We start from the raw sequence: 25,430 nt of genomic DNA on the forward strand, positions 1-25,430 counted from the left end.
GGGAGCTTCTTTGTTTATCTGAGAAAAATGGTTTGAGATTCTATGGTGCCGCCATGAGCCTCTCACGGCGCCGCTCCCGGGGGAACAAAGTTTTTCAAAAAAGTTAACCCCTCAATTTGACCTCCCCTCAAACCGCCGGTATAGTCTTATCCGTAAGCGTGATTGGCGCAGTGGTAGCGCGCTTCGTTCACACCGAAGAGGTCACTGGTTCGAACCCAGTATCACGCACCAAAGAACCCCCGTTTCAAGGAACGGGGGTTTTATTGTGTCCACCCCGGCGCACCCTCCACAAAGGCTCCGAAAACCCGCCGACCCGCCCTGGGACGCACCAACCGGCCAGCCGAGAGAACGCCAAACCCCGACACGGCCCCACCACGAACGAGGTACCCCGTGACATCACCCGAACTCGCAACCTCCACCGACTACGGACGAATGTACTCCCGCAAGCGCGGGGGAGAACTGCTCGTGCCCTCCATTACCACCGTCATCGGGCAACACGCCACCGACCTGAGCGGCTGGCACGGATACATGGCCGCCAAAGCCGCACTCGAAGACCAGCGCGCCTACCGTGCCTCCGGATCGCACGGCCTCAAGTTCGCCATTATCCGCGACGCGGCTAGCGCCTCCGAACGATACCGCGACGCCGCAGCCGCACGAGGCGACCGCGTGCACAACTACGCCGAAAACATCGCCCTGCGCGCCATGGGTCGCGACCACGACGTCGCCGGATGCCGCGAACTGCTCATCGCCAACGGCGAGCAAGCCTACGCCGACCGCTTCGACGAATGGTGGGAAGCCTTCAACCCCCGCCCCCTCGCCGCCGAAATTACCATCTGGAACGACACCGTCGGCTACGCGGGCACCCTCGACCTCGTCGCGGAAATCGCGGGCCGCACCTGCATCATCGACTATAAAACCAAAGGCACCGACAAGCGCGGCCGCGTCAAGGCGCTCGACGAGAAGGTCATCATGCAGCTTGTCGCCGGCCTCAAAGCCGAAGAATCCCTCGTCGACCCCGACGCCGGCACCTGGGAACCCTGGAAATACGGTGACGCGCCCGTGCTCATGGGCGTGGCCCTCGGCGAGACGCAGGTGCTGCCGCAGCAGGCGAATCCCGCCATCCTCGAACGCAACTGGTACAAGTTCTGCGCCCTGCGCCGCGTCTGGGAATTCGACCGCCAGCTGCAGGAATTTGAGGACCCCGCGCTCATGCCTGTTGTTCCGCCGCCCACCGAGCGACGCTCCGCCGCATAGCATTGCGAGGGGCCGGACAGAATGAGCCCCCGCCTCGCTCAGCTCCCGTGGCGACGACCGGCCCGGAGACTCAGCCTAGAACGCGGCCCAGAGACACCTGCCGAAGACCCCTCTAGATTTACCCGCCCCGATTCGGGGACAATGGGGGAGAGCCACACCCCGCGGCACCCCACCGAATATCCGTTAGCACATTAGACCGGCCCGGCGCCGGCAGAGGAGAACTATGACCATCCTGAGCATCCGCACCGTAGGCGACCCGGTGCTACGTAGCATCTGCGAACCCATCACCGTCTTCGACGACGACCTGGCACGACTCATCGACGACATGCTAGAAACCATGTACGACGTGGGTGGCGTGGGATTGGCCGGCCCGCAGATCGGCATCTCCAAGCAGATCTTCACCTTCGGCGGCATCGACGACCGCGAAGGCTATATCATCAACCCCGTGCTCGAAGTCGGCGAAGAAGACCAGGAAGGCGGCGAAGGTTGCCTGTCCGTGCCCGGTCAGAAGTCCGCGACCCCGCGCAAGAACTGGGCGCGCGTGACCGGCGTGGACCGCCACGGCGAACCCCTCGTACTGGAAGGTGAGGGACTATTCGCGCGCATGCTGCAGCACGAAACGGATCACCTGCACGGCAAGCTCTTCATCGACCGCCTCGTCGGTGAAGACCGTCGACGCGTGATGCGTGCCCTGCGTGCCGCCGACTACAACACTGTCGCCGCAAAGACCGTGACCGAACGTGCAACCCGCGTGGGCGGTGCCTTCGGGGCCGGTGGCGCATTCGGTGCCGGTTCGGCAGGTTCCTCCTTCGGCAGCTTCGGAAAGTAGGCTCACATGCTCAACATCATTTACGCAGGCACCCCCGACGTGGCCGTGCCCCCGCTCGACTACCTCGCAAGCTCCGATAAGGTGCGCGTGGTGGGCGTGCTCACCCGCGAGGACGCTCCCGTGGGCCGCAAGCGCGTGCTCACCCCCTCCCCGGTCGCCCAGCGCGCCGAGGAGCTCGGCCTGCCCATCGTGAAGGCAAACCGCTGGAACGACGAAGCCGCCGCGGCCCTCTCAGAGCTGAACGCCGACGCGGCAGCCGTGGTCGCCTACGGTGCCCTGCTACCGCTGCCCGCGCTCGAATCCCTGCGCTACGGCTGGGTCAACCTGCACTTCTCCAAGCTGCCCGCATGGCGTGGCGCCGCCCCCGTACAGCGCGCCCTCATCGCCGGTGAGCAGGAAATTTTCTCCACCACCTTCCTGCTCGAAGAAGGCCTGGACACCGGCCCCACCTTCGAACAAGAATCCACCCCCGTGGCCGCCGACGACACCGCAGGCTCCGTGCTCATGCGCCTGGCCACCAGCGGCGGCGCGCTGCTCGAGCGCACCTTTGAACGCCTCGAGGCCGGCGAGCACGGTACCGTGCAGGTCGAGGACGAGTCGGTCAGCTACGCCTCCAAGATGAGCATTACCGACGGCCGCCTCACCTGGACCGAGCCCGCCGAACAGATCCTGGCACGCTACCGCGGCGTGACCCCCGAACCCGGCGCATGGTGCGAACTGGGCGAAAACCGCTTCAAGATCGGCGGCCTGGCGGTTGCCGACGAGCGCCTGGTGGCCTCCCTGACCGAGACGAACGGCGGCACCCTGGCACCCGGCGCGGTGCGCCTGCACGCGAAGAAGGTGCTGGTCGGCACCGGTACCGAACCCCTGATGCTACTGCAGGTTCAGCCCGCCGGTAAGAAAATGATGGATGCATCCGCGTGGGCTCGCGGCGCTGGCAAGGACATGGTGGAAGGCCTGGTGGTACTCGCATGAGCAACGAAAAGCGCCCCCACAAGGGTGGACACGGCAAGCCCGGTCACTCCGGTAAGCCCGGCAACGGCAAGTTCAACCAGGGCAGTGGCCAGGGCGAAGGCGGTACGAAGCGTAAGCGTCGCCGCCGCTCCGGCGCTGGCAACGGCTCTGGCTCTGGCGTGAGCGAGCAGAACCGCCAGCAGTCCCAGAATTCCCAGCGCGCTCAGAACCAGCAATCCCATGGCCGCCCGCAGAAATGGGATGACAACTCCCGCAGTGAATCGCGCACCGGCCGCCGCTTTGACGGCCTGACCAGCGTCGAACGCGCCGAACGCCGCGCCAAGACCGCGCACGAGGACACCAAACGCGGTGGCGGCGGCACCTCCCAGCGCAATAAGAGCGGCCACGAACGCAACCGCCGCTCCATGTCCGCCCGCGAATTCTCGGCGGCGGCGCCCTCCGCACGCTCGCGTACCGCAGACACCGCCCGCGCAACCGTCTTCGACGTACTGCGCTCCGTGGCAGAATCTGACGCCTACGCGAACCTGGTGCTGCCCAAGGCGATTCGTAGCCACCACCTCGACCACCGCGACGCGGGCTTCGCCACCGAGCTGACCTACGGCACGCTGCGCCACCAGGGCACCTACGACGCAATCCTGCGCCACTGCGTGGACCGTCCCCTCGAGAAGGTCGGTGTGACCACCCTGATTGTGCTGCGCATGGGCGTGCACCAGCTGCTGAACATGCGCGTTCCCGCCCACGCGGCGCTGAACCAGAGCGTGTCCCTGGCACGCGAAAAGATCGGTGCGGGCCCGGCAAGCTTCATCAACGCGGTGCTCCGCCGCGTTTCCGAGCGCACCCCCGAAGAGTGGTACGAACTCATCATCGAGGACGCGAAGGACGACACCGAACGCATGGCCCTGCTCGCCTCGCACCCGGCCTGGATTGTGCGTTCCATGCGCCAGGCGCTGGTCGCGCACGGCCGCCCCGCCTCCGAAATCGAGCAACTGCTCGAGGCCGACAACCTCGCCCCCGTGGTGAACCTGGTGGCGCTACCCGGCCTGGGCAGCCTCGAGGAGGCGCGCGAACAGGGCGCCGTGGATGGCGAGCTGGTTGAGGGCTCGGCACTGTACGCATCCGGCGACTTGGCCCGCCTCGAATCAGTGCGTGAGGGCACCGTCCGTGCGCAGGACGCCGGCTCCCAGCTGGTGGCACGCGCACTCGCCGCCGCACCCCTGGACGGCACCGACACCGCCTGGCTTGACCTGTGCGCGGGCCCCGGCGGTAAGGCGGCGTTGCTTGGCGCTATCGGTGTTCAGCGTGGCGCATCCCTGGTTGCCAATGAGGCGGCACCGCACCGCGCCCAGCTCGTGGAATCCTCCATGCGCCCCCTGCCCGAGGACAGCTACACGGTACTCACCGGCGACGGCCGCCAGATCCGCGAGACCCTGCGCAAGAACGCCTCCGCACTGCCCGGCTCCGTTGAGCCCGGTCAGCTTTTCGACCGCGTCATGGTGGATGTGCCCTGCTCGGGTCTGGGTGCCCTGCGCCGCCGCCCCGAGGCACGTTGGCGCAAGTCCCTGCGCGACATCGCCGAGCTACTGCCCCTGCAGCGTCAGCTCCTGGACGCAGCCATTGAGGCGACCCGCCCCGGCGGCGTGATCGCCTACGTGACCTGCTCCCCGCACGCGGCAGAAACCCAGAACATTGTGGCCGAGGTGCTCGAAAGCGGTGCGGTCAGCCTGCTCGACTCCGCCGCCGCACTGCGTGAAATTGCTCTGCACATCGAAGGCGCGAACGGCGAGTCCGTGAGCGTGCTGGCGGGGGAGAAGGACCCCGGTCACACCCCCGAAATCAAGGTGAAGAAGGGTGCGCCGGTCGTGAAGGCTTCGGAGAACCCGACCACCGCACAGCTGTGGCCGCACGTGCATGGAACCGACGCAATGTTCCTCGCCCTGCTGCGTAAGAACTAAACCTTTATTCGCCCATCACCCGCCATACGGCACGGATTTGAAAGGACCCCTATGGGTATTGCCATTAACCCCTCCATCCTCTCGGCGGATTTCGCGAATCTGCAGCGTGAGCTGGAGCGCATCGCGACCGCAGATGCCGCGCATATTGACGTGATGGACAACCACTTCGTCCCCAACCTCACCTGGGGCCCGCCCGTGGTCAAGCGTCTGCGTGAAATCTCGCCGGTGCCGTTCGACGTGCACCTGATGATTGAGGACGCCGACCGTTGGGCACCCGAATACGCCAGCATGGGCTGCGAGTCGGTGACCTTCCACGCGGAGGCGGCTATCGCCCCCATCAAGCTGGCGCGCACCCTGCGTGCCGAGGGCGCGAAGGCAGGCATGGCGCTGCGCCCCGCGACCGCCGTGGAACCCTACCTGGACATGCTCAGTGAGCTGGACATGCTGCTGATTATGACCGTGGAGCCCGGCTTCGGCGGCCAGGCGTTCCTGGACGTGACCCTGCCGAAGATTGCCCGCGCCGCCAAGGCGATTGAGGGCGCGAACCTGCCGGTGATTTTGCAGGTGGACGGCGGCATCACCGAGGAGACCATTCTGCGTGCGGCCGAGGCGGGCGCAACCTGCTTCGTGGCCGGCAGTTCGGTCTACGGTGTGGACGAGGCGCTCGGCGGCCCGGAGGCGGCCATCGCCTCCCTGCGCGCCGCGGCGGCTTCGGTGCAGCGTTCCAATGCCGGTTGCGGTTGCGGCCACTAGTGGCGCCCCGCACTCAATAAAGCCTCAAGCGCCCCGTTGTGAAGATTGCGCCCCGTCGTTGTTCTTCACGGCGGGGCGTTTGTGCGTCGCGAGAGGGTTGTGAGAGGGGTTAGGGGGAGCGCGGCATTCCGGGGGTGAGGACGTTCATTCGCTTCGTTAGACACCCTGTCAGCAAAATTGTGACAAATTACGAAGAGTCAAAAACCCTGAAAATCCGCGGTAGAACGGGTCATCGCCTCGGGAACGTATGCGAGGCTCTGAATATCTTGATGTAACACTCAGATATCTGTAAGGTTAGGTATAGTTTAGTGATATCTAGGGAGAACTATGTCTTTCAACCTTTCCGAGCTAACCGACGCCGAAAACCAGGGTGCATCGGGCGTTAACCGCCGCGCCTTCTTCGGTCTGGCCCTCGCCTCCTCAGTTGCCCTCGCCCTCGCGGCCTGCAGTAGCGAGACCACTACGACCACCACCTCCGGCGGCTCCGCATCGGGCGGTTCGAACTCCGGCGGCACCCGCACCATCAAGGACATCGACCAGGAGAACGTAGAAGTTCCCGCCAACCCGAAGAAGGTCATCGTGCTCTCCGAGCCGACCCTCGACGGCCTGCTCGCCCTCGGCGTGACCCCCGCCGGTTCCGTTTCGGGCCGCGGCCAGTCCGGCGTTCCGAACTATTTGGCCGACCGAGCCAAGGACGTCAAGATTATCGGCACCGTTGCCCAGGTGAACTACGAACAGATCGGTAACCTCGACCCCGACCTGATTCTGGTCGACTCCACCGGCGTGGACAAGCGCTCCGAGGCCTTCGAAACCCTCAAGAAGATTGCCCCCGTGGTCTACTGCGGCTACGCTGGCGGTGACTGGCGCATCAATTTCCGCAACGTGGCGAAGGCGATGAACATGGTCGACAAGGGCGAAGAGGTCATCAAGGCGTACGAGGCAAGCGCCGCAACGCTGAAGGATCAGCTCGCCCCCAAGTACGGCGATAAGACCTTCTCCGTCGTGCGCTGGGCAGGCAACGGCCCCGCCCTGATTCTCAAGGAACTGCCCGCCGGTCAGGTACTCAACGACCTGGGCCTCAAGCGCCCCTCCTCGCAGGACCGCAACGGCCAGGGCCACTCCGAGCCCGTCTCCCTGGAGAACCTGGCAACCATCGACGCGGACTACATGTTCCTCGGCACCCTCGGCGGCGCAAGCCAGAAGAACCCGAACGCACAGGGTACCGCAGGTCTGCAGGGCGCCGAAGAAGCACTGAATAAGGCAAAGGAAACCTCCGGATTCACCAACCTGAAGGCAGTCAAGGACGACCACGTGATTCTCGTGGACGGCTCCAAGTGGACCTCCACCGGCGGCCCGCTGCTGCTCGAGGGCATTATCGAAGACGTCAAGAAGGCGCTTCCGCTCTAAAGCGCCCTCACCCTTGTGTGAAGCCATCACCTGATAAAGCTTCCAGGCCCCTTCCCGCCGCGACCTAGACCCGCGGCGGGAAGGGGATGCACGACCCACCACACCATCCTCAAGGACCACAATGACCGAAACTCGACCTGTGCGCACCGCAGCCCGCTACGGTGCCGTCGTGGCTCTCGCCGGCGCGCTCATCACTCCCGGAGCAGCGCTGACCGGCACCACTCTTGCATTCGCGGATTCCAACCTGCCGATTGGTATCGCCTCGGACCCGGCGGCGACCCCGTCAGCCTCGGCTACCCCTAATGCTGCTCCCTCTGATGAGCCGAGCAAGACCGCTGAGCCTACTCCGTCCGCGTCGTCGAGTATTGAGCCGACTAAGTCTGCCAGCTCCAAGCCCGCGAACCCCGTGAAGGCGAATGTCACCATCTCCACCGAAAAGTGGCGCGAAGGCAAGATTGTGGTGCGCGGTGAAGGCTTCGTGAGTAACGCCCCCGGTCGCGGCGCCGTATTTGCGGTCAAGTTCCTGGATGCCCGCCCCGATAAGAATCACCAGGCCATTAACCCCCTGACCAAGAAGGGCGGCAACTCGCCCGCGAACTTCATGGCAATCGCCAATGAAGACGGCACCTTTGAGGTTGAGGTTCCCCTGCCGACCCCCGAAAACACCGGTCTGAGTGCTGAAGATTTGGCGAAGGCAGGCTGGGCTACCGAAAATTCCGAGCACAACGTGCAGGTCCTCTCTGGTTCCCTGGGCGGAGAAGACGAGCAGGGTAATAACTACGACCGCGGTGTGTCTATTCGACAGCTGATTAAGCTCAGCGACAAGGCTCCGGAGTACGCCCCCGTTGACGCCCCCCAGCCGGTCAACGCCTCCGAACTGACCGACGGCCATGGCGTGCAGGTGATCCGTGACGGTTCTACCGTGACCGTGACCGTGCCGAACGCTGAACCGGGCACCTGGGTGTACGCCGCAACCTACCTCGGCAACTCCCCGCAGACCCTCTACGGCTCCGGCTGGAAGCGTCTAGATAACAACCGCAGCTTCAGCTACGAAACCCGTGTAAGCATGCCCGCCGCCACCTACCGCGTGGTCGTGCACAACGGCAACCAAGGCGCGCAGAACGCTGTCCTTGGTTTTGCTGACATAACCGTGGAGCGTGCTGTTACCCCTCGTCAGGAAGTTTCCCGTGATGAGCAGGACGCCACCGACCAGCTGGTTGAAGAGCTGAACGAAAACCCCGCAACCGCAACCACCACCGCACCGGTGCCCATGCGTAACGCGGGCGGCCGCATCAGCACCCGCGCCACCGACGTGGACGCATCCCTCGCCGCCCTGTCGCAGAGCACCTCCCCAATCGTGAACCGTGTGCAGGCTAAGGCGAAGGTTCAGGATGCGCAGAAGGCCCTGGCATCTAACCTGCAGAAGACTGAAGGTGCCGCGAAAAAGGCTGTGAAGGCCGCAGCCGGTTCTGAGAACTCGCAGAACACGCAGGGCTCCCAGAACTCCGCCGCAGGCACGAAGGCACAAGGTCCTGTCATTGAAGGCACTGAGCTGACCGGCCTGACCAAGTGGCTGGTCAACAACGCCAATAACCTGCTGCTTTCGGTATCTGGCCTGGTGGTTTTGGCCGCGGCTCTGCTGTTGCGCACCTCCAAGAAGTAAGCTTTCTGACCACATATTCACACGGCACCGGTTCCCTCCCCAGGACAAGGGAGGGGGCCGGTGCCCCTCCAACCACTCGGGTCACGACCCGCTGAACAGCACCCACACGAACCGCGTAGCGTTCAGCTTCGACCCCGGTAATTTTGAAAGGACCACCATGCGTGCACCTTTTTCGGGAGCCCCGAAGGCGTCCCTGACTGCTAAGGCACTGACCGCCTGCGCCGCCGCCACCCTTGCGCTCGGCCTGGGCGTTGGCACCGCATCCGCTCTGCCTCCGGGCGGTGCAAAGGCATCGACCCCCGGCACCTCTTCGACCGTTTCCTCATCGGTGAGTGAGCACGGCGTGATTTCCTTTAGCGTGAGCGGTTTCCCCGCGAATACTGTGGTGTCTGTGAAGGTTGATGACGGTAGCCTCTGCCCCTCCGATGCGGCACAGGGCGCTTGCGTAGTGCACCAGCAGATGACCGATGGCAACGGCAACGTCTCCGGTTCCTTCATTCTGCCGGATGTGGGCGCTGGTACTCACACCCTGCGTTTCCTTGCAACTGGTGAGAAGCATGACAAGGACGGCAAGTACCTGGGCACCGAGGCGTACAGCAACCGTAGCCCCGAGTTCACCGTGGTGGGTGAGGGCGGTTCGGATAACTCGTCCTCGAACTCTTCGGGTTCTTCCTCGAACCGTGGCTCTTCCAGCTCGAAGAGCAACGGTGGTTCCTCGAATGGCGGCTCGAACTCTAACAGCTCCGACTCTGCAGACGATGCCCAGGGCTCTAACGATTCCAACGAATCCTCCGCCAATGGCAGCTCGAATGGTTCGGCAGGCGGTGCGGCTGATACTGAGACCGTGTACACCGACGCTGACGGCAACACCATTACCAAGGAAGAGTACGACCGCTTGAATGCGGAAGCTGCCTCCGGTACCTCCGGTTCTTCCGCTGCGCCTGCTGCTTCGGCTTCTGCAGGTGCTCAGAAGAAGGCGAGCGCTTCGGCGAGTGCATCCTCTTCGGCTGTTGCGCGTGGTACTGCATCGAGCCCGAGCGCTTCGGCATCGAACTCCGCTAACACCGCATCCACCGTGCAGACCGTGACTTACGGTGCTGCATTTCCGTGGGTTGGCGTGGTGGTTCTAGGCGTGAGCCTGGTAGCCGCCGCTGTACTGCTGGTAGCCCGTAAGCGCTAAAACTTAACGTCGGATGCGGGTGGGGGAGCACCCTGCCCGCTCCGGCGTTTCTCTCGTTATCTACCGGTGTGCCGGGTACCCCTCGCATGGCGTGGGTGTGCCGGGTGCGCCTCCTTAGTTTTCTTGTATCGAGCATAAGGAGCATAGTGGCCCGCACGAGCTCATTGTCCCGAGGTGTTCAGCAGGAGAGTACGTCCCGTCAGAGGTCTGTGATTCAGGGGCAGAAGTTGGGCAAGCGCCTGGCTTTTCTGTTCTTGTTTGCGGTGCTTTTGGTGGGGGCTGTGGCTGCTTCTTTGCTGTTTGGGTCGAATAATCTTCCGCCGGATCAGGTTCTGGCTGTTTTCAATGGCACTGCTTCTGAGCAGGCTCAGACGATTGTGATGGAGCAGCGTATTCCGCGTACCCTGGTGGGTCTTGCGGCGGGTGCGGCGTTGGCGGTTGCCGGTTCGTTGATGCAGTCGTTGACTCGTAACCCGCTGGCTGAGCCCGGCCTGATGGGTGTGAACGCTGGCGCCTCGGTGGCTGTGATCGCTTCCGTGGTGGCGTTCGGCGTGATGGGTATTTGGCAGTATATGATCGCTGCGACGATTGGTGGCGCGCTGGCCGCGGTGCTGGTGTATACGCTGGGTCGTGGCCGTGACGGGTCGATTGTGAAGCTGGCGTTGGCGGGTGTGGCGATTTCTGCCGCGCTGTCGGCGCTTGCGCAGGGCTTGTTGCTGGCTAATCAGGATGCGTATAACGAGTTCCGTCTGTGGGTTTCCGGTTCTCTGGAGGGCCGCGGTATGGGTATCGTTTCGACTGTTGGTCCCGTGATTGTGGTGGGCGTGCTGATTGCTTTTGTGGTGGCCCCAGCTATTAACGCCCTGGGCATGGGCGAGGAGGCGGCCACGAGCCTGGGCGTGAGCGTACGTACTACGCAGAATCTGACCTTGCTGTCGGTGACGGTGCTGGCGGGTGCGGCGACGGCGGCGGTGGGTCCGATTGGTTTTGTGGGTTTGGCGGTGCCGTTTGTGGTGCGTGCTCTGCTTGGTAATGATGTGCGCTGGGTGAACTATGGTTCGGCTCTGCTGGGGCCGGTGTGGCTGCTGGGCGCGGATATTCTGGCGCGCGTGCTGGTGGCTCCGCAGGAGACGCAGGCGGGTATCGTGGCGACTCTGGCGGGTGCTCCGGTCTTCCTGTTCTTGATGACCCGTCGCAAGGTGGAGGCGCTCTGATGTCGAATAGTTCTGTTTCGGCGCGTTCTGCGTCGACTGTTTCCTCGGCTGCCGTTTCCACGGCTACAGAGGCGGGGTATCCCCGCCGCGGTCGTGACCTGGGTGGTCGTCCCGTTCTGACGGTGCGCGGGCCGCTCAGTGCGCAGGTTCCGTGGCGCGTGGTCATTCTGAATGTGATTTTGGTAGCGGTTATTATTTCGCTGGCTTTCTGGGGCATGCTACAGGGTGACTACAAGCTCGCCCCTGAGAAGGTTATTCCGGCGCTTTTGGGTGAGGGTAAGCCGATTGCGGTGACTTTTGCTCAGCAGCGTGCGGCGCGCATCGTGGCGGCTCTTCTGGTGGGCGCCGCGTTGGGCCTGTCGGGTTCTATTTTCCAGGTCATTTCGGGTAATGCCCTGGGCTCGCCGGATATTATCGGTTTCACGAACGGCGCGGCCACCGGTGCTCTGCTACAGATTATTGTGTTCAATTCCGGGCCTGTGGAGGTTGCGCTGGGCGCGGTGATTGGCGGCCTGGCGACTTCGATTCTTGTGTGGTTGATGACGCGCAATACGGGTCTGTACGGTTTCCGCCTGGTGCTGGTGGGTATCGGTGTGGGTTCGACCCTGGCGGCCTTCAATGCGCTGCTGGTTGTGCGAGCCTCGCTGACGCAGGCGCAGACGGCGGCTTCGTGGCTGGCCGGCTCGCTGAATGACATGACTTGGGAGCGCACGTACTCGTTGTTGGGCCTGTTGCTGGTCGTGACTCCGCTGTTGCTGATGCTGGTTCGTCCGCTGGGCGCCATTCGTTTTGGTGATCAGGTGGCTTCCGGTTTGGGCGTGAGTGTGGACTCTTATCGTGTTGCAGCCCTCTTTATTGGTGTGCTTTTGGTCTCATTGGCGACCGCGACGACCGGCCCTATTGCCTTCGTGGCTTTGGCCGCGCCGCATATTGCGAAGAGCCTGGGGCGCATCGGCGGGGTGGGTTTTACCTCCTCGGCATTGATGGGTGCGCTCATGGTGCTCGGGTCTGATCTCATAGGCCGATTCGCCATTTCGGGACGCATCATTCAGGTGGGTGTGGTGACCGGCGCGATTGGTGGTCTCTACCTGATTTATCTGATTTATCGTGAAAGGACGAGGAGCTAGTGAGCACGAAGACTAGCGTGACCAGCCGCCTTGAGGGTGAGCAGATGGTGGTGGCCTATGGCGAACACACGGTGCTCAACGGGGTGGATTTTCAGGTTCCGGAGGGTGAACTGACCGTTATTTTGGGTCCGAATGCCTGCGGTAAATCGACGACTTTGAAGGCTCTGGCCCGCGTGAATCCGCTGAAAGAAGGCGAAGTTCGCCTGGATGGCACGCCGTTGCCGCAGATGAAGTCTCGGGCTATCGCTAAGATCCTGGCGATGCTCCCGCAGACTCCGGAAGCGCCCAGTGGCGTGACCGTGGCTGACGTCGTGGCGCGCGGACGCTACCCGCATCAGTCGCTGTTGCGGTCCTGGTCTGAGGAGGACGAACGGGCCTGTGTGGAGGCGATGAAGGCGGCGAATGTTCTGGAACTTGCGGAGCGTCCGATTGAGGCACTTTCGGGCGGTCAGCGTCAGCGTGTGTGGATTGCTATGACTCTCGCGCAGCAGACCCCGCTGATTCTGCTCGATGAGCCGACGACCTATCTGGACATCACCCATCAGATTGAAGTGCTGAACCTGACGAAAAAATTGCATGCTGAGGGTCGAACTGTTGCCGTGGTGTTGCATGACCTGAACCTCGCTTTCAGGTATGCTACTCATGTTGTGTTAATGAAGCAGGGACGGATTATCGCTCAAGGTGATCCTCGTGCAATAATTACACCAGAGCTAATTCAGGAAGTTTTTGATCTTCAGTCGATCATTATTCCTGATCCATGCACTGGAACTCCTTTGGTGATTCCGAAGGAGCACCAGGATATCCATATTGCCGCTGATGGTATTTCGGCGGCCCGCGAAAGCAAATAGTTTTCGCCCCTAAGCCGCGTGGGAGTTGGCACCAGCCGTATCTATACGGAGGGAAACGCCGGGCAATGCGCTCTGCAGCTAGCGAGAGGATCTGAGGGACCCAGGATCCCCTGCGCGTAGGGCGCCTACCCAGCGCTCGCCCGTCTTTGACGCATGAACGGATCCGAGCACTGGGTAGGTTCCATTTCTTATGGGAATCCCGCACGTAAGGCACCGGGACTGCCGCATGAGACGTACGTTGTTACGTTTGATGCATGGTCTCGGTGCCTTACGTGTTTCTGTGCCTTGGGTGATTGCTGGGGCGGCTTTTTCGGGGGATGTTTTTCTTCTCTCGTATGACGTCATATTTTTGTTCGCTATTTCGTTCAGGTTTGGGTTAGGGATACCATAGAGTGAGGTAGGGGAGGCTAACTAATACTGACGTTCCTCCTCACCGTTGAAGGAGTACTACATCACGCTACGTTGCTCACGCGCAATATCACCGATGAGGAGGCATGGACAGGGCCTGCACGACCCCGAATCCGAAAGCACCATGGATAGCGCAAACACCACGCAGACTGACCCCACGCGGGCAGGCATGACGTTGACCGCCGCCCCGCAGGTCGCAGAGAAGACCCCCGCACAGCAGGTTCGCCCGACCCCGCCGAAGACCCCGCGTCCCGAGCCAGCACCGCGTGTGGACAGCCCCCTCATCACCGGTCTGATTGCCGAGGCTGTGAGCCCCGAAGAGCTGAACGCCCGCATCGTCGAGGTTGTTTCTGAAGGTACCCCCATCATTGAGCCGGTGGTGCGCCCCGACGGCACCGTGGATGAGTCCGAGCGCATCGCGACCTTCCTGTACCGCAACGAGCAGGCCGAACAGGTGCTCATGTTCATCAACCGCCTCACCGATGAGAAGAACCTTGACCGTTCCCTCATGACCCGCATCGAGGGCACTGGCTGGTGGCAGCTGAGCATGCAGATGGAAACCACCTGGCGTGCCTCCTACAACTTCTTGCCGGCGCTGCCTGGCGAGCGCCCCGTCTGGCTGGGTGACGACGACCAGGTGCGCCTGCGCGCCGCCTTGGACTCCGGTGAGGGCGACCCGCTGAACCCCGAGACTGTGTGCAACCGCATCGGCCGATGCATGGGCGTGGTGCAGCTGGAGGACGCCCCCGTTCAGGAGTTCCTGCTGACCCAGGCAGAGATTGACGAGCTGCCCGAACCCGAATGGATGCACACCCCCGACGGTCACCGCTACGTTCTGGGCCGCGTGGGTGAGCCCGGCCCCGATTCCCCGCTCTTCGTACAATTCGACGGCGAGATGTGGTTCAGCCAGGGCATGGAGCAGACTCTCAACCGTGCCTACGAGGCGGGCCGTATTCCTTCGATGCACGTGTTCTTCCTGCACTCGGGCGGCCGTGAGAACCGCTGGAAGGAACTCAACGGCGACAACCCGATTGGCGACTACCTGGCCGATGTGGCCTTCCCGCACCTGCGCAAGGTGCACGGCATTCAGACCGACCCCGGCAACATTATCGTGAACGGCCAGTCTCTGGGTGGCCTGTCCTCGCTGCTGGCGGTGTTTACCCGCCCCGAGGCCTTCGGCGGCGCAATCGCCCAGTCCTCCTCGCTGTGGCAGCCGCAGGTCATGGATTGTCTGAAGGAGCTGGAAGCCGCCGGTGAGTTGGACCGTCTGAGCCACCTGAAGGTTGAGATTGAGGTGGGTGAGCAGGAGTGGATTCTGGTGCCTCCGCATCGCGAGTTGCGCAAGTATGCTGAGGAACACCACCTCGATAACCTTCGCTTCAACACCTTCAACGGCGGTCATGACTACGCCTGCTGGCGTGGCGCTATCGTGCCGAGCCTGGAGTGCCTCATGTCTTCGTGCGCCGCGGACCATCCCGAGTGCGTATCGTACTGCCTGCGTCGCGAAATATCCCGCCGGGTCGCATAACCCTGAACTGTACCGGGGCGGGACCCCGCTCGCTCGTGTACGTTGCGAGTGAGGGCCCGCCCTCGCGCTATGCTCATCGTAGAGACCACAACACAGAAAACGAGAGAAATGACTGTAGTAGAACGCAGCCCGCTTGCCGAGACTCCTCTCATCCCCGAGTCTTTTGCCGCGAAGTACCGCGAGGCTGGCTACTGGATTGACCAGACCATCCCCGAGTTCCTGCTGGACGCCTGCCGCGCAAAGCCGCACTTCCCGGCGCTGGTCGCGCTTTCGCACGCGCAGCTTACTGAGGACGGCAAGCCCCAGCAGATTCGCCTCTCCTACGGTGAGCTGGAGGCGGCCGGCCGCGCCGCTGCGGCGCGCCTCGTGAAGGCTGGCGTGCAGCCCGGCGACCGCGTGCTGTTGCAGCTGGGTAACACCGCCGAGTACCTGGTGTACCTGCTGGGTATCTTCTGGGCGGCGGCGTTGCCAGTTTTCTGCCTGCCGCAGCACCGCACCACCGAGCTCGTGCACTTTGCGACCCGCACCGATGCGGCGGCGCATGTGTTCTCCTCGTTGACCCCCGGCGCCGATTTCACCGCCCTGCATGAGGACGTTGCCGCCGAGTTGCTCAAGAACTCCCTGGAGCCGCCGGTCGCCATTGACGTTGCGGAGCCGCTAACCCCGCTGACCGAAGAAGAGCTCGCTGAAGAGTTCGTGCCCGGCGTCATCCAGAACACCGAGAAGACCCTCGCGAGCGAGCAGGTGGCGTTCCTGCAGCTCTCCGGCGGTACGACCGGCATCTCGAAGCTGATTCCTCGTACCCACGCCGCCTACCTGTACTCAGTGCGCGGCTCGGTGGACATCTGCAAGCTGAACAACAACACGACCATGCTCGTGGTGCTGCCCGCCGCCCACAACTTCACGATGAGCTCGCCTGGCATCCTGGGCGTCATGTGCGCCTCCGGCAAGCTTGTGTTCGCGGCCGACCCGTCTCCGCAGACCGCGTTCCACCTTATCGAGATGGAGGGTGTGACCACCTCCGCGCTGGTGCCGCCGCTGGCTCAGGCGTGGGTTGCCTCCGCGGAGAAGCGCGGCGTGTCCCTGCCCTCCTTGCAGACCCTGCAGGTGGGCGGCTCGAAGCTGGCACCAGCGGTTGCGGGCAAGATCGAGTCCGTGCTCGGTTGCACGGTTCAGCAGGTGTTCGGCATGGCAGAGGGCCTGGTGAACTACACCCGTTCGAACGACCCGATTGAGATGCGTCTGAACACGCAGGGCTACCCGATTAGCCCCGACGACGAGATTTTGATTGTTGACGATCAGGACCAGCCGGTTAAGCGCGGTGAGAGCGGTCACCTGCTCACCCGCGGCCCGTACACGATTCGCGGCTACTACCTGGAGGAGAACGCGAACCGCTACAGCTTCACCGAGGACGGCTACTACCGCACCGGCGACATTGTGCGCCTGGTGGCCGGCAAGTACATCGAGGTCACCGGCCGCGCGAAGGACCAGATTAACCGTAACGGCGAGAAGATTGCCGTGGACGAAATCGAAGAGCTGGCGCTGACCCACCCCGACGTTTTTGACGCCGTGGCGCTGGGCATTCCGGATGAGACCGTGGGCGAGCGTGTGGGCCTGGTTATTGTGCCGCAGGAAGGCGCCGACCTGGGTGAGAACCCGCGCCGCACGATGCACGAGTTCTTCACCTCGAAGAAGCTCGCCGAGTTCAAGATCCCGGAGCGCGTGCAGGTTCTGCAGGAGCTGCCCACCACGAACGTGGGTAAGATTTCTCGCCGCGAGCTACGTGCCAAGCTGTCCGAGATTTTCGGTTAAGCACTTTTTGGTTATGCCGGCTACGCCCCGTTTCTTTGAGGGATTTTGAGCGATCCCGACCGACCCTGAAGAGGAGAAAAATGTCCGCAATCGAGACCCTGCGCCCCATCCTGGCGAAGTACATTGTCGAGCCCGATTCCCTGCAGGCCGCCTTCGATGACCCGACCACCGAGCTGTTCTCGCTGGGCCTGGATTCGATGGGCTCCTTCGCTCTGCTCGACGACCTGGCCGCCGAGGGCGCCGTCATCGAGTTCACTGAGCTGGTGGAGAACCCGACCGTGGAGTTCATCGCCTCCCGCCTGGGCTAAGCGTTACCGCACCCCGAGTGCCTGCCTGCCGGTCTTGCAGACGGGTGCCCGGGGTGTTCTGCTTTCGCTGTTTTACTTTCCGCTGTTCCGGCTGATTTCAGCTGAGAATGGCGGGGGAGTAGTAGCCCCCCACACACATCATTCCTAATCCAGACCTTGAATCAGACCTGAGAGGCCACCATGGGCGTAGCTGATACTACCGCTTCCACCTCGCACACCGCGCAGGCCGCACCGAACGGGCAGACCAAAGACCCCTGGCTGCCGCTGACCACCAACGCGCGCGGTATCTATTTTGCCGCGGCGATTGACCCGGAAAACCCCTGCTACAACACCGCGGAGGTTCTGCAATGCCCCGCGGACACCGACGTGACGTTGCTACGCGAGGCACTGGTGCAGCTCTACCGCGAGAACGAGGGCTTCCGCGTGCGCACCCGCATTGCCGATGGGGCCGCCTCCCAGCAGATTCTGCCGCTTGAGGCATTCCTTTCGGGCATCGACCTGCTCGTGGACGGGGGCGAACTGGAGGAGGGCGAGCTGAACGGCTCCGTGGAGGCGGGGGAGGAGAGCGCCTCTGACCTGCCCGAATCAGCCCTGTCTGACTCTGTTCTTCCCGCGCCGGTGCGTGCCTGGGCACAGCGCCTGCTCGCCCAGCCCCTTACCACCGATGCGGGCGTGACCGTGCGTAGCGCCCTGGCGCGTTACGGCGGGTTCCTCTGGGTGTACCATTCCTTCTCCCACGTGGTCGCCGACGGCTTCGCGGCGTTCAACGGTCTCTCCCGCGTTGCCGCTATTTACCGCGCCCTGTCCGCCGGTCAGCCGGTTCCGCCCACCCGCCGCATGAGCCTGCAGCAACTGCTCGACGCCGACGAGGCCGCCTCTGCCACCCGCGACGAAGACCTCGCCTTCTGGCAGGCGAGCGGCGCCCTGGAACAGGAAGACACCTCCCTTGCGGGTCGTACCGCCTCACCGTCGGCGCGTGCGGTGCGCCGTAGTTTTTCCATCGACCCGCAGGCTCAGCAGGCTCTACTGGATGCGGCAAAGCATCACGGGGTGTCCTGGCCCGTGCTGGCGACCGCCGCCGTGGGCTCGTACCTGGCGCGTGTGGGCGGCTACCCGCAGGCTTCGTTCGGTGTGCCGCAGATGAACCGCATGTTCGCCCGCACCCTGCCGGAGGCGACCCGCGCCCTGGGTGCGGCAAGCGCGCAGACCGGCTGTACCGCGGTGAACGTTCTGCCGGTGCAGGTTGCGGCGACCGGTCCCATCGCGGAGTCCCTGTACTCGGTGAAGGAACAGTACGCCCGCAACGCCGAGCACCCGCTGGCACGCCAGGAAGACCTCGAGCGCATCGCACGTCATGCCCAGTCCAGGCTCTTTGGCGCGCAGATTAACGTGGTACCCTTCGACGCGGTGCTGCCGCTGGCGGCCCCCTCCAGAGGCGAGTCCGGAGCCGCGGTACCGACCGCGCGCATCCACAATATTTCGGCAGGCCCCGTCGCAGATGCAACCTTCACCCTGCGCGGCATGCCCGGCCGCGGCAACAGCATCTCCTGTGAGATTGACATGAACCCGGCGCTCTACACCGCCGAGGAGCTGGAGCACCACGCCGCCCGCCTGAGCGAGTGGCTACCCGCCTATGCCGCCCAGGCGCAGCGCGAGGGCGCCTCCCTGAACAACCTGGGCCTGGCGACCGAGGCTGAACTGGCAACCTTGCGCGAGCTGACCGCCCCGGCGCGCACCGAGCATCCGCTGGAGTACAAGACCCTGCTGGATCGTTTCCGTGACGCGGTGGCGGCGCATCCGCAGGCGCTCGCCGTGCTGGATTCTGCCCCCGCGCCCGGTGAGGTGCTCACCCCCGAGTCGGAGCGCGCCTACGCTTTTGACCGCGCCCTCACCTACGCCGAGCTGGACGAGCGCGCCCGTGCGCTTGCCGCGCAGCTGCTGGACTGGGGCGTTCGCCCTTCCGATGCGGTGGGCCTGCGTGTGCACCGCGGCGTGGAGCAGTACGTGGCGCTGTACGCCCTGCTGTACGCGGGCGCCACCTACGTGCCGGTGCTTCCTGATCTGCCCGCCGAGCGTGTGGGCGTGATGATGGAGGACGCCGAATGCTCCCTGCTTCTGCACGGCCCCGGTCTGCAGCCGCTGAGCGCGGAGGAACTGAACCCGCAGGACCCTGCGCGTCACGCGAACCTGCCCCAGCATACCCTGCCGCTGCTGAGCACTGACGAGCCCAGCAAGGCACCCGCCGCAGAGGAGCTTCCGGGCGTAAAAACCGGCCTGGACGAGGACGCTTACGTGCTCTTCACCTCCGGCTCCACGGGCCGCCCGAAGGGCGTTGCCATCAGCCACCGCTCGATTGATAACCGCCTGCGCTGGCAGCAGCACCAGATTCCGGTGGGGGAGGGCGACCGCGTTCTGCACAAGACCCCCATTTCCTTCGACGTGCACGTGTGGGAGCTGTACTGGCCGCTCGCAGAGGGTGCTGCCGTGGTCATTGCCGCCCCGGAGGGGCACCGCGACCCCGCCTACCTGGCGCGCGTGATTGCCGAGCAGTCCGTCACGGCGGTGCACTTTGTGCCGACCATGCTTTCGGCGCTGACCTCTTCGCCGGCGGCGCGCCGCATCCTGACGGAGGCCGGCTTCGGGCATGACCGGGAACAGCCTCTACGCTACGTGGTCTGCTCGGGCGAGGCACTGCAGAAGGACCAGGTGCAGGCTGCGGGCGAGGTTCTGGGCGTGTACCCGCTGAACCTCTACGGCCCGACTGAGGCGGCGGTGGACGTCACCTTCTGGGAGACCTCCTCCGACCCGCAGCGCGAGAGCGTGCCCATTGGCGAGCCGGTCTGGAACACCGGCACTCTGATTCTTGACCCGACCGGTCACCCCGTGCCGGTGGGTGTGACGGGTGAGCTGCACCTGTCGGGTGTGCAGCTGGCGCGCGGTTACAAGAACAACCCACAGGCGACCGCGGCGGCTTTTGCGGAGCAGGCTCCCGCCGGTGCGCTCGCGCTACTGAACGGTGAGAGTCAGCGCCTGTATCGTACGGGTGATTTGGCGTGCTGGGAGATTCTTTCCGATGGCCGCGCCGTCATTGGTTACCGCGGCCGCACGGATTATCAGATTAAGGTGCGCGGTCAGCGCCTGGAACTGGGCGATATTGAGATGGCTCTTGCCGCGGTTGAGGGTGTGAGCGCTTCGGTGGCTCTGCTGTACCGCGGTCTGCGTGAGCCCGCTCTGGCGGCGGTGCTGGAGGTGGGCGACGTGCCCGCTGAGCGTGCCGAGCAGCTGGTGGAGGCGGCGCGTGAGCATTGTGCGCAGGTTCTGCCGGACTACATGGTTCCTACCCTGTGGCACACTCTGCCTGCGTTGCCGGTGAGTCCCTCCGGTAAAGCGGATCGTAAGCTACTGGCGTCCCTCGACCTGACCCCCGAGGCTTCCGACGCTGAGGGCCCGCACGGTCTGCTGGAGCAGCAGCTGTGCTCAATTATTGCGGGTGTGCTGGGTCGTGAGCGTTTCGGCGTGGACGAGGATTTCTTTGCCTCGGGCGGCCATTCGTTGGCGGCTCTAGAGGTGATTGCCGCGGTTGAGGAGCAACTGGGCCTGAGCGTGAGCATCGGTGCGCTTTTTGCGCATCCGACCGTGCAGGCGTTGGCGGCGTCCATTGCGGGGGAGCGCGGCGAGGGCGCGGAGTTCGCGCCGGTTCTGCCGCTACGAGAACAACCTACCGCGCATGACGCTACCGATGCCCCCGCGCCGCTGTTTATTCTGCCGCCCGCGGGTGGTTTGGGCTGGTGCTATGCGGGGTACCTCTCGCATCTTCCGGCTCAACAGGGCGTGTATGCTGTGCAGGCTGAGGCGTTCTCTGACCCGCAGACTGGCTTTGCGTCGAGCCTGCAGGAGTTGGCTGAGGGCTACCTGAAGCTGATTGAAAAGACTCTGGTGGAGCGTTCGTTGCCGCGTCGTTTTGCGTTGATGGGCTGGTCTGTGGGCGGTACTGCCGCGGTGCAGGTGGCGGCTTTGGCGCAGGCTGCGGGTGCGCAGGTTGAGCGCGTCATCCTGCTGGATGCGTATCCTTCGGAGCAGTGGCAGGGCGTGCCTGCGCCGGATGAGCAGGAGAGCTTCCGTGCGTTGCTGCGCATGGGCGGTTTGCCGGAGCCTGCCGTCGACGAGCAGCTTGATTTGCCGGGTACGTTGGAGCGTCTGCAGAGGGCGGGTTCAGCGATGGGTTACCTACCGGAGGAGAAGCTGGGCGTGTGCCTGGGTAGTATGCGTGCTTCGGCGGCGCTCATGCGTGGTGCTGAGCAGGCGTTCTTCGGCGGTGACGTGTTGCTGGTGGGTGTACCGCACGAGGATCAGCCGTATCTGGATGCGGCGGGTTGGGCGGCGCATGCGTCGTCGTTCCGTTCGGTGCTACTGGAGGGTACGCATCCTGACCTGGTGAATCCGGCGCGTTTGGCGGAGGTGACCGGCCACTTCGCCGGCTAGCCCAGCCTAACGCCCACGAGTGACTGAACTGGCCCGAGGGTAGCAGCTGTTACCTCCGGGCCAGTAGTTTATGCACAAGCAACACCGTTTGTTTCAACCCTGGCTGTACAAAATATAGCTGTACACAGCGTTGTGTGTTTAGACCGCTGCTGTCTGTGCAAACTGTCTGCCCCAAACTACGGGCTTGCTCGCAGAACAAAGTTAAAACACGAAGGCCCCCGGTTGATGAATCATCAACCGAGGGCCTTCGTTGAGCGTCCAGCTCAGAACCGATGTTCTACAGCTAAATACTTAGTGCTGTGCCAGCTCGGAGTTAGCGTTCACGTTCAGCAGGTCGTACTTAGCGAATGCCTTTGCGGGAACGTCCGCTGCAACCTCGCCGCGCTTTGCCAGCATCTGCAGGGTGCGGACAACGACCGACTCTGCATCGATGTGGAAGAAGCGACGTGCGCCCGGGCGGGTGTCTGCGAAGCCGAAGCCGTCGGCACCCAGGGTTGCGAAGTCGTTCGGAACGAACTGGCGAATCTGGTCGGGAACAGCCGAGGTGTAGTCGGTGGTCGCGATGATCGGGCCAGCGGCACCTGCCAGCTTCTGGGTCACGTAAGGAACGCGAGCGGGCTGGTTCGGGTTCAGCAGAGCCTCTTCCTCAGCAGCAACGCCGTCGCGGCGCAGTTCGGTCCACGAGGTGACAGACCAGACGTCTGCGGAGACGCCCCAGTCTTCAGCCAGCAGCTTCTGAGCCTTCTCAATCCACGGAACAGCGATACCCGAAGCGAGCAGCTGTGCCTTGGGGCCGGAGGTCAGCGGGGAGTCGCTGATCTTGTGGATACCCTTGACGATGCCCTCAACGTCAACGTTTGCCGGCTCAGCAGGCTGGTGAATCGGCTCGTTGTACACGGTCAGGTAGTACATGACGTTGTGATCTTCGTCCTTGGTGCCGTACATCTGCTCGATACCGCGCTCCACGATGTGGGCAATCTCGTAGGAGTAGGCCGGGTCGTAGATCTTGAACGCCGGGTTGGTGGAGGCCAGAATCGGGGAGTGGCCGTCGTTGTGCTGCAGGCCCTCACCGGACAGGGTGGTACGACCGGCGGTTGCACCGATGACGAAGCCGCGGCACATCTGGTCGGCAGCAGCCCAGAAGCCGTCGCCGGTGCGCTGGAAACCGAACATCGAGTAGAAGATGTAAATCGGGATCATCGGCTCGCCGTGGGTGTCGTAGGAGGAACCCAGAGCGATGAATGCAGCGGTTGCGCCTGCCTCGTTAATACCAACGTGAACAATCTGGCCCTCGGGGGACTCGGTGTAGGAGAGCATGAGCTCGTGGTCAACGGGCACGTAGTTCTGGCCGTTGGGGTTGTACAGCTTAGCGGAGGGGAAGAATGCTTCCATACCGAAGGTACGTGCCTCATCGGGGGTGATGGGAGCGATACGGTGACCGAAGCCCTTCACACGCATGAGGTCCTTCATCAGGCGGACGAAGGCCATGGTGCTTGCGGCGGTCTGCTTGCCGGAACCCTTCTTAGCTGCGGCGTATGCCTTAGCGTCGGGCAGGGTAATCTCGGGCTGGACGTTCGGACGACCGGGGACGTAGCCGCCGAGTTCCTTACGGCGTGCCTGCATGTACTGCAGTGCCGGGTGGTTTGCCTCGGGCAGGTAGTACGGCGGGTTGTACAGATCCTTCTCCAGCTCCTCGTCGGAGATGGGGATGTTCAGGTGGTCACGGAAGCCCTTCAGTGCTTCCATGGTGAACTTCTTGATCTGGTGGGTGGAGTTACGTGCCTCGAAGTAGGGGCCGAGCTCCGCGCCCTTAATGGACTGTGCCAGGATGACGGTGGGCTGACCCTTGGTCTCCATAGCCTCCTTGAAGGCTGCGTAGATCTTCTTGTCGTCGTGGCCACCCAGACGCAGGTTGAAGATCTGCTCGTCGGTCAGGTCTGCAACCAGTTCCTTGGTCTCGGGGTACTTGCCGAAGAAGTGCTCGCGGATGTAGCCACCGTTTTCGCCACGGAAGGTCTGGTAGTCACCGTCGAGAGTCTCGTTCATCAGCTGGATGAGCTTGCCGCTCTTGTCCTTCTTGAGCAGCTCGTCGTAGTCGGAGCCCCACAGGACCTTGATGACGTGCCAGCCTGCGCCGCGGAAGAATGCCTCGAGTTCCTGAACGATCTTGCCGTTACCGCGAACGGGGCCGTCCAGACGCTGCAGGTTGCAGTTGATGACGAAGGTCAGGTTGTCCAGGTGCTCGTTAGCAGCCAGCTGCAGTGCACCACGCGACTCGGGCTCGTCCATCTCGCCATCGCCCAGGAATGCCCAGACGTGCTGCTCGGAGGTGTCCTTGATCTTGTGGTTGTGCAGGTACTTGTTGAAGGATGCCTGGTGGATTGCGTTCAGAGGGCCCAGACCCATGGACACGGTCGGGAACTGCCAGAACGTAGGCATGCAACGGGGGTGCGGGTACGAAGGAATACCGTTTGCGCCCTTGGTCTTCTCCTGACGGAAGCCGTCCATCTGCTCTTCGGTCAGGACGCCCTCAACGAAGCCGCGAGCGTAAACGCCGGGGGAGGAGTGACCCTGGAAGAACACCTGGTCGCCGCCACCGGGGTGGTTACGGCCGCGGAAGAAGTGGTTCTGGCCCATTTCGTAGAGGTCAGCGATACCTGCGAAGGTGGAGATGTGACCGCCCACGCCGATGCCCTTCTTCTGGGCACGCTGCACCATAATTGCAGCGTTCCAACGAATCCATGCGCGGTACTGGCGCTCGAGTTCCTCATCGCCGGGGTACTCGGGCTGCTGATCAACGGGAATGGTGTTGATGTAGTCAGTCTTGGTCAGAGTCGGAACCTCGACACCCTTCTCGCCAGCTTCCTTAATCAGCGCGCGAAGGATGTACTCAGCACGCTCGGTGCCGTGGGTCTTAATCAGGTCTTCGAGGGATTCAGCCCACTCCTGGGTCTCTTCGACGTCGATGTCCTTCAGGCCATCGAGAAGGGTGCTCAGGGAGTGCTCGTTCGGTACGTTAGCCAAACTAATCCAACCTCTCTTCTGTGCGGTTGTATAGATCGTTCATGAAGCGATTCTGCATCATTTGAACCATCTCTATGTTTAAACGCGGCAGATCGTTAGACCCGCTACGCTTCTTTCTCTACTATCTTAGACCTAAAAATGGCCTTCGTGGCATCAAAATGATGTTTTTGCGGTGTTGGTTTCGCACTCTGGGCATCATTGCGGAAAACGAGGCGCAAAAGAGGGGTGATAAGGTCTAAGTGAACCTATATATCAAGGGGGAACCGGGGGAATGGAAATACCGCGAAGTGCCGCCTTTTATTGGGATATTGGGTGGATTGAGGGAGTTGTGTTTTGTGGGGTTGTATGGGGTGCTGATTGCTGAATCCGCAGCCTGCTCCAAGATTGTGAGATGTAGAACACGTATAGATGATTTGCGCGCCCATAAGTCGGTCTGTATAGTATTACCTTGTGTTCAGCTGGTAGAGAGTCAGCAAGAATTACGGGTCTTTAGCTCAGCTGGTAGAGCGCCACGTTTACACCGTGGATGTCATCGGTTCGATCCCGGTAGGACCCACCGCTAACCCCGGTACCATACGGTACCGGGGTTTTGTTATACCATCTTCTCCGCGCTGGTAGGCTCCTCCAATTTAGGTCGACTCGTTCCCGAAATCCCTTGATTGGCGC

Annotated in this window: 16 protein-coding genes and 2 tRNA genes; 17 read left to right on the forward strand and 1 reads right to left on the reverse strand. The window is 63.0% G+C overall.

The features are described 5' to 3' along the window. Positions 1-156 precede the first annotated feature (156 nt). The 16 genes from JX292_RS07340 to JX292_RS07415 all read left to right on the forward strand — a co-directional run bounded on the left by JX292_RS07340 (position 157) and on the right by JX292_RS07415 (position 21,740). Positions 157-231, forward strand: a tRNA-Val gene (locus JX292_RS07340). 159 nt (positions 232-390) lie between these two features. Next, positions 391-1,254, forward strand: coding sequence for a cytochrome (locus tag JX292_RS07345; protein WP_204863083.1), 864 nt, complete (start codon positions 391-393; stop codon positions 1,252-1,254). A gap of 223 nt (positions 1,255-1,477) precedes the next feature. Continuing rightward, on the forward strand, positions 1,478-2,083 hold the full coding sequence (def, locus tag JX292_RS07350; RefSeq protein ID WP_204863084.1) for a peptide deformylase: 606 nt from the start codon (positions 1,478-1,480) through the stop codon (positions 2,081-2,083). Between the two features lie 6 nt (positions 2,084-2,089). Continuing rightward, entirely contained in the window at positions 2,090-3,058 is a 969-nt protein-coding gene (fmt, locus tag JX292_RS07355) for a methionyl-tRNA formyltransferase (protein WP_204863085.1), read from the forward strand. Next, positions 3,055-5,010: an RsmB/NOP family class I SAM-dependent RNA methyltransferase gene (locus JX292_RS07360; RefSeq protein WP_204863087.1), complete on the forward strand. Its 1,956-nt coding sequence runs from the start codon at positions 3,055-3,057 to the stop codon at positions 5,008-5,010. Before fmt ends, JX292_RS07360 begins: the two co-directional genes overlap by 4 nt. Before the next feature lie 51 nt (positions 5,011-5,061). Continuing rightward, positions 5,062-5,763: a ribulose-phosphate 3-epimerase gene (rpe, locus tag JX292_RS07365; RefSeq protein ID WP_204863089.1), complete on the forward strand. Its 702-nt coding sequence runs from the start codon at positions 5,062-5,064 to the stop codon at positions 5,761-5,763. A 327-nt stretch (positions 5,764-6,090) separates the two neighbouring features. Beyond that, positions 6,091-7,170 carry an ABC transporter substrate-binding protein gene (locus JX292_RS07370; protein ID WP_204863091.1) on the forward strand — a complete coding sequence of 360 codons (1,080 nt, stop codon included), beginning with the start codon at positions 6,091-6,093 and terminating at the stop codon, positions 7,168-7,170. 121 nt (positions 7,171-7,291) lie between these two features. After that, on the forward strand, positions 7,292-8,833 hold the full coding sequence (locus tag JX292_RS07375) for a peptidase (protein ID WP_204863093.1): 1,542 nt from the start codon (positions 7,292-7,294) through the stop codon (positions 8,831-8,833). 157 nt (positions 8,834-8,990) lie between these two features. Then, complete coding sequence (locus JX292_RS07380; protein WP_204863095.1) at positions 8,991-10,013, forward strand: plasmid partitioning protein; 1,023 nt, start codon at positions 8,991-8,993, stop codon at positions 10,011-10,013. A 146-nt stretch (positions 10,014-10,159) separates the two neighbouring features. Continuing rightward, the gene (locus JX292_RS07385; RefSeq protein WP_204863096.1) at positions 10,160-11,227 is read left to right on the forward strand and encodes a FecCD family ABC transporter permease; all 1,068 of its coding nucleotides are present in this window, start codon (positions 10,160-10,162) and stop codon (positions 11,225-11,227) included. Then, positions 11,227-12,354 (forward strand): FecCD family ABC transporter permease, encoded by a 1,128-nt coding sequence (locus JX292_RS07390; RefSeq protein ID WP_239653688.1) that lies wholly within the window; start codon positions 11,227-11,229, stop codon positions 12,352-12,354. The genes JX292_RS07385 and JX292_RS07390 overlap by 1 nt, the downstream gene beginning before the upstream one ends. 44 nt (positions 12,355-12,398) lie before the next feature. Next, positions 12,399-13,202 carry an ABC transporter ATP-binding protein gene (locus JX292_RS07395; protein ID WP_204863268.1) on the forward strand — a complete coding sequence of 268 codons (804 nt, stop codon included), beginning with the start codon at positions 12,399-12,401 and terminating at the stop codon, positions 13,200-13,202. A 484-nt stretch (positions 13,203-13,686) separates the two neighbouring features. Then, complete coding sequence (locus JX292_RS07400; RefSeq protein WP_239653689.1) at positions 13,687-15,138, forward strand: enterochelin esterase domain-containing protein; 1,452 nt, start codon at positions 13,687-13,689, stop codon at positions 15,136-15,138. 108 nt (positions 15,139-15,246) lie between these two features. Further along, on the forward strand, positions 15,247-16,950 hold the full coding sequence (locus JX292_RS07405) for a (2,3-dihydroxybenzoyl)adenylate synthase (RefSeq protein WP_204863097.1): 1,704 nt from the start codon (positions 15,247-15,249) through the stop codon (positions 16,948-16,950). 80 nt (positions 16,951-17,030) lie between these two features. Then, the gene (locus JX292_RS07410; RefSeq protein ID WP_204863098.1) at positions 17,031-17,258 is read left to right on the forward strand and encodes a phosphopantetheine-binding protein; all 228 of its coding nucleotides are present in this window, start codon (positions 17,031-17,033) and stop codon (positions 17,256-17,258) included. Between the two features lie 180 nt (positions 17,259-17,438). Continuing rightward, a complete protein-coding gene (locus tag JX292_RS07415; RefSeq protein ID WP_204863104.1) occupies positions 17,439-21,740 on the forward strand; it encodes a non-ribosomal peptide synthetase in 4,302 nt (1,433 codons plus the stop codon). A gap of 291 nt (positions 21,741-22,031) precedes the next feature. On the opposite strand, the gene aceE is transcribed toward JX292_RS07415, so the two are convergent. Next, entirely contained in the window at positions 22,032-24,764 is a 2,733-nt protein-coding gene (gene aceE, locus JX292_RS07420) for a pyruvate dehydrogenase (acetyl-transferring), homodimeric type (protein ID WP_204863106.1), read from the reverse strand. Positions 24,765-25,247: 483 nt separating this feature from the next. Here aceE and JX292_RS07425 point away from each other — a divergent pair. Continuing rightward, positions 25,248-25,320: transfer RNA gene (locus tag JX292_RS07425), tRNA-Val, on the forward strand. Positions 25,321-25,430: the final 110 nt, after the last annotated feature.

It is taken from the genome of Rothia mucilaginosa, assembly GCF_901875305.1.
Taxonomy (GTDB): domain Bacteria; phylum Actinomycetota; class Actinomycetes; order Actinomycetales; family Micrococcaceae; genus Rothia.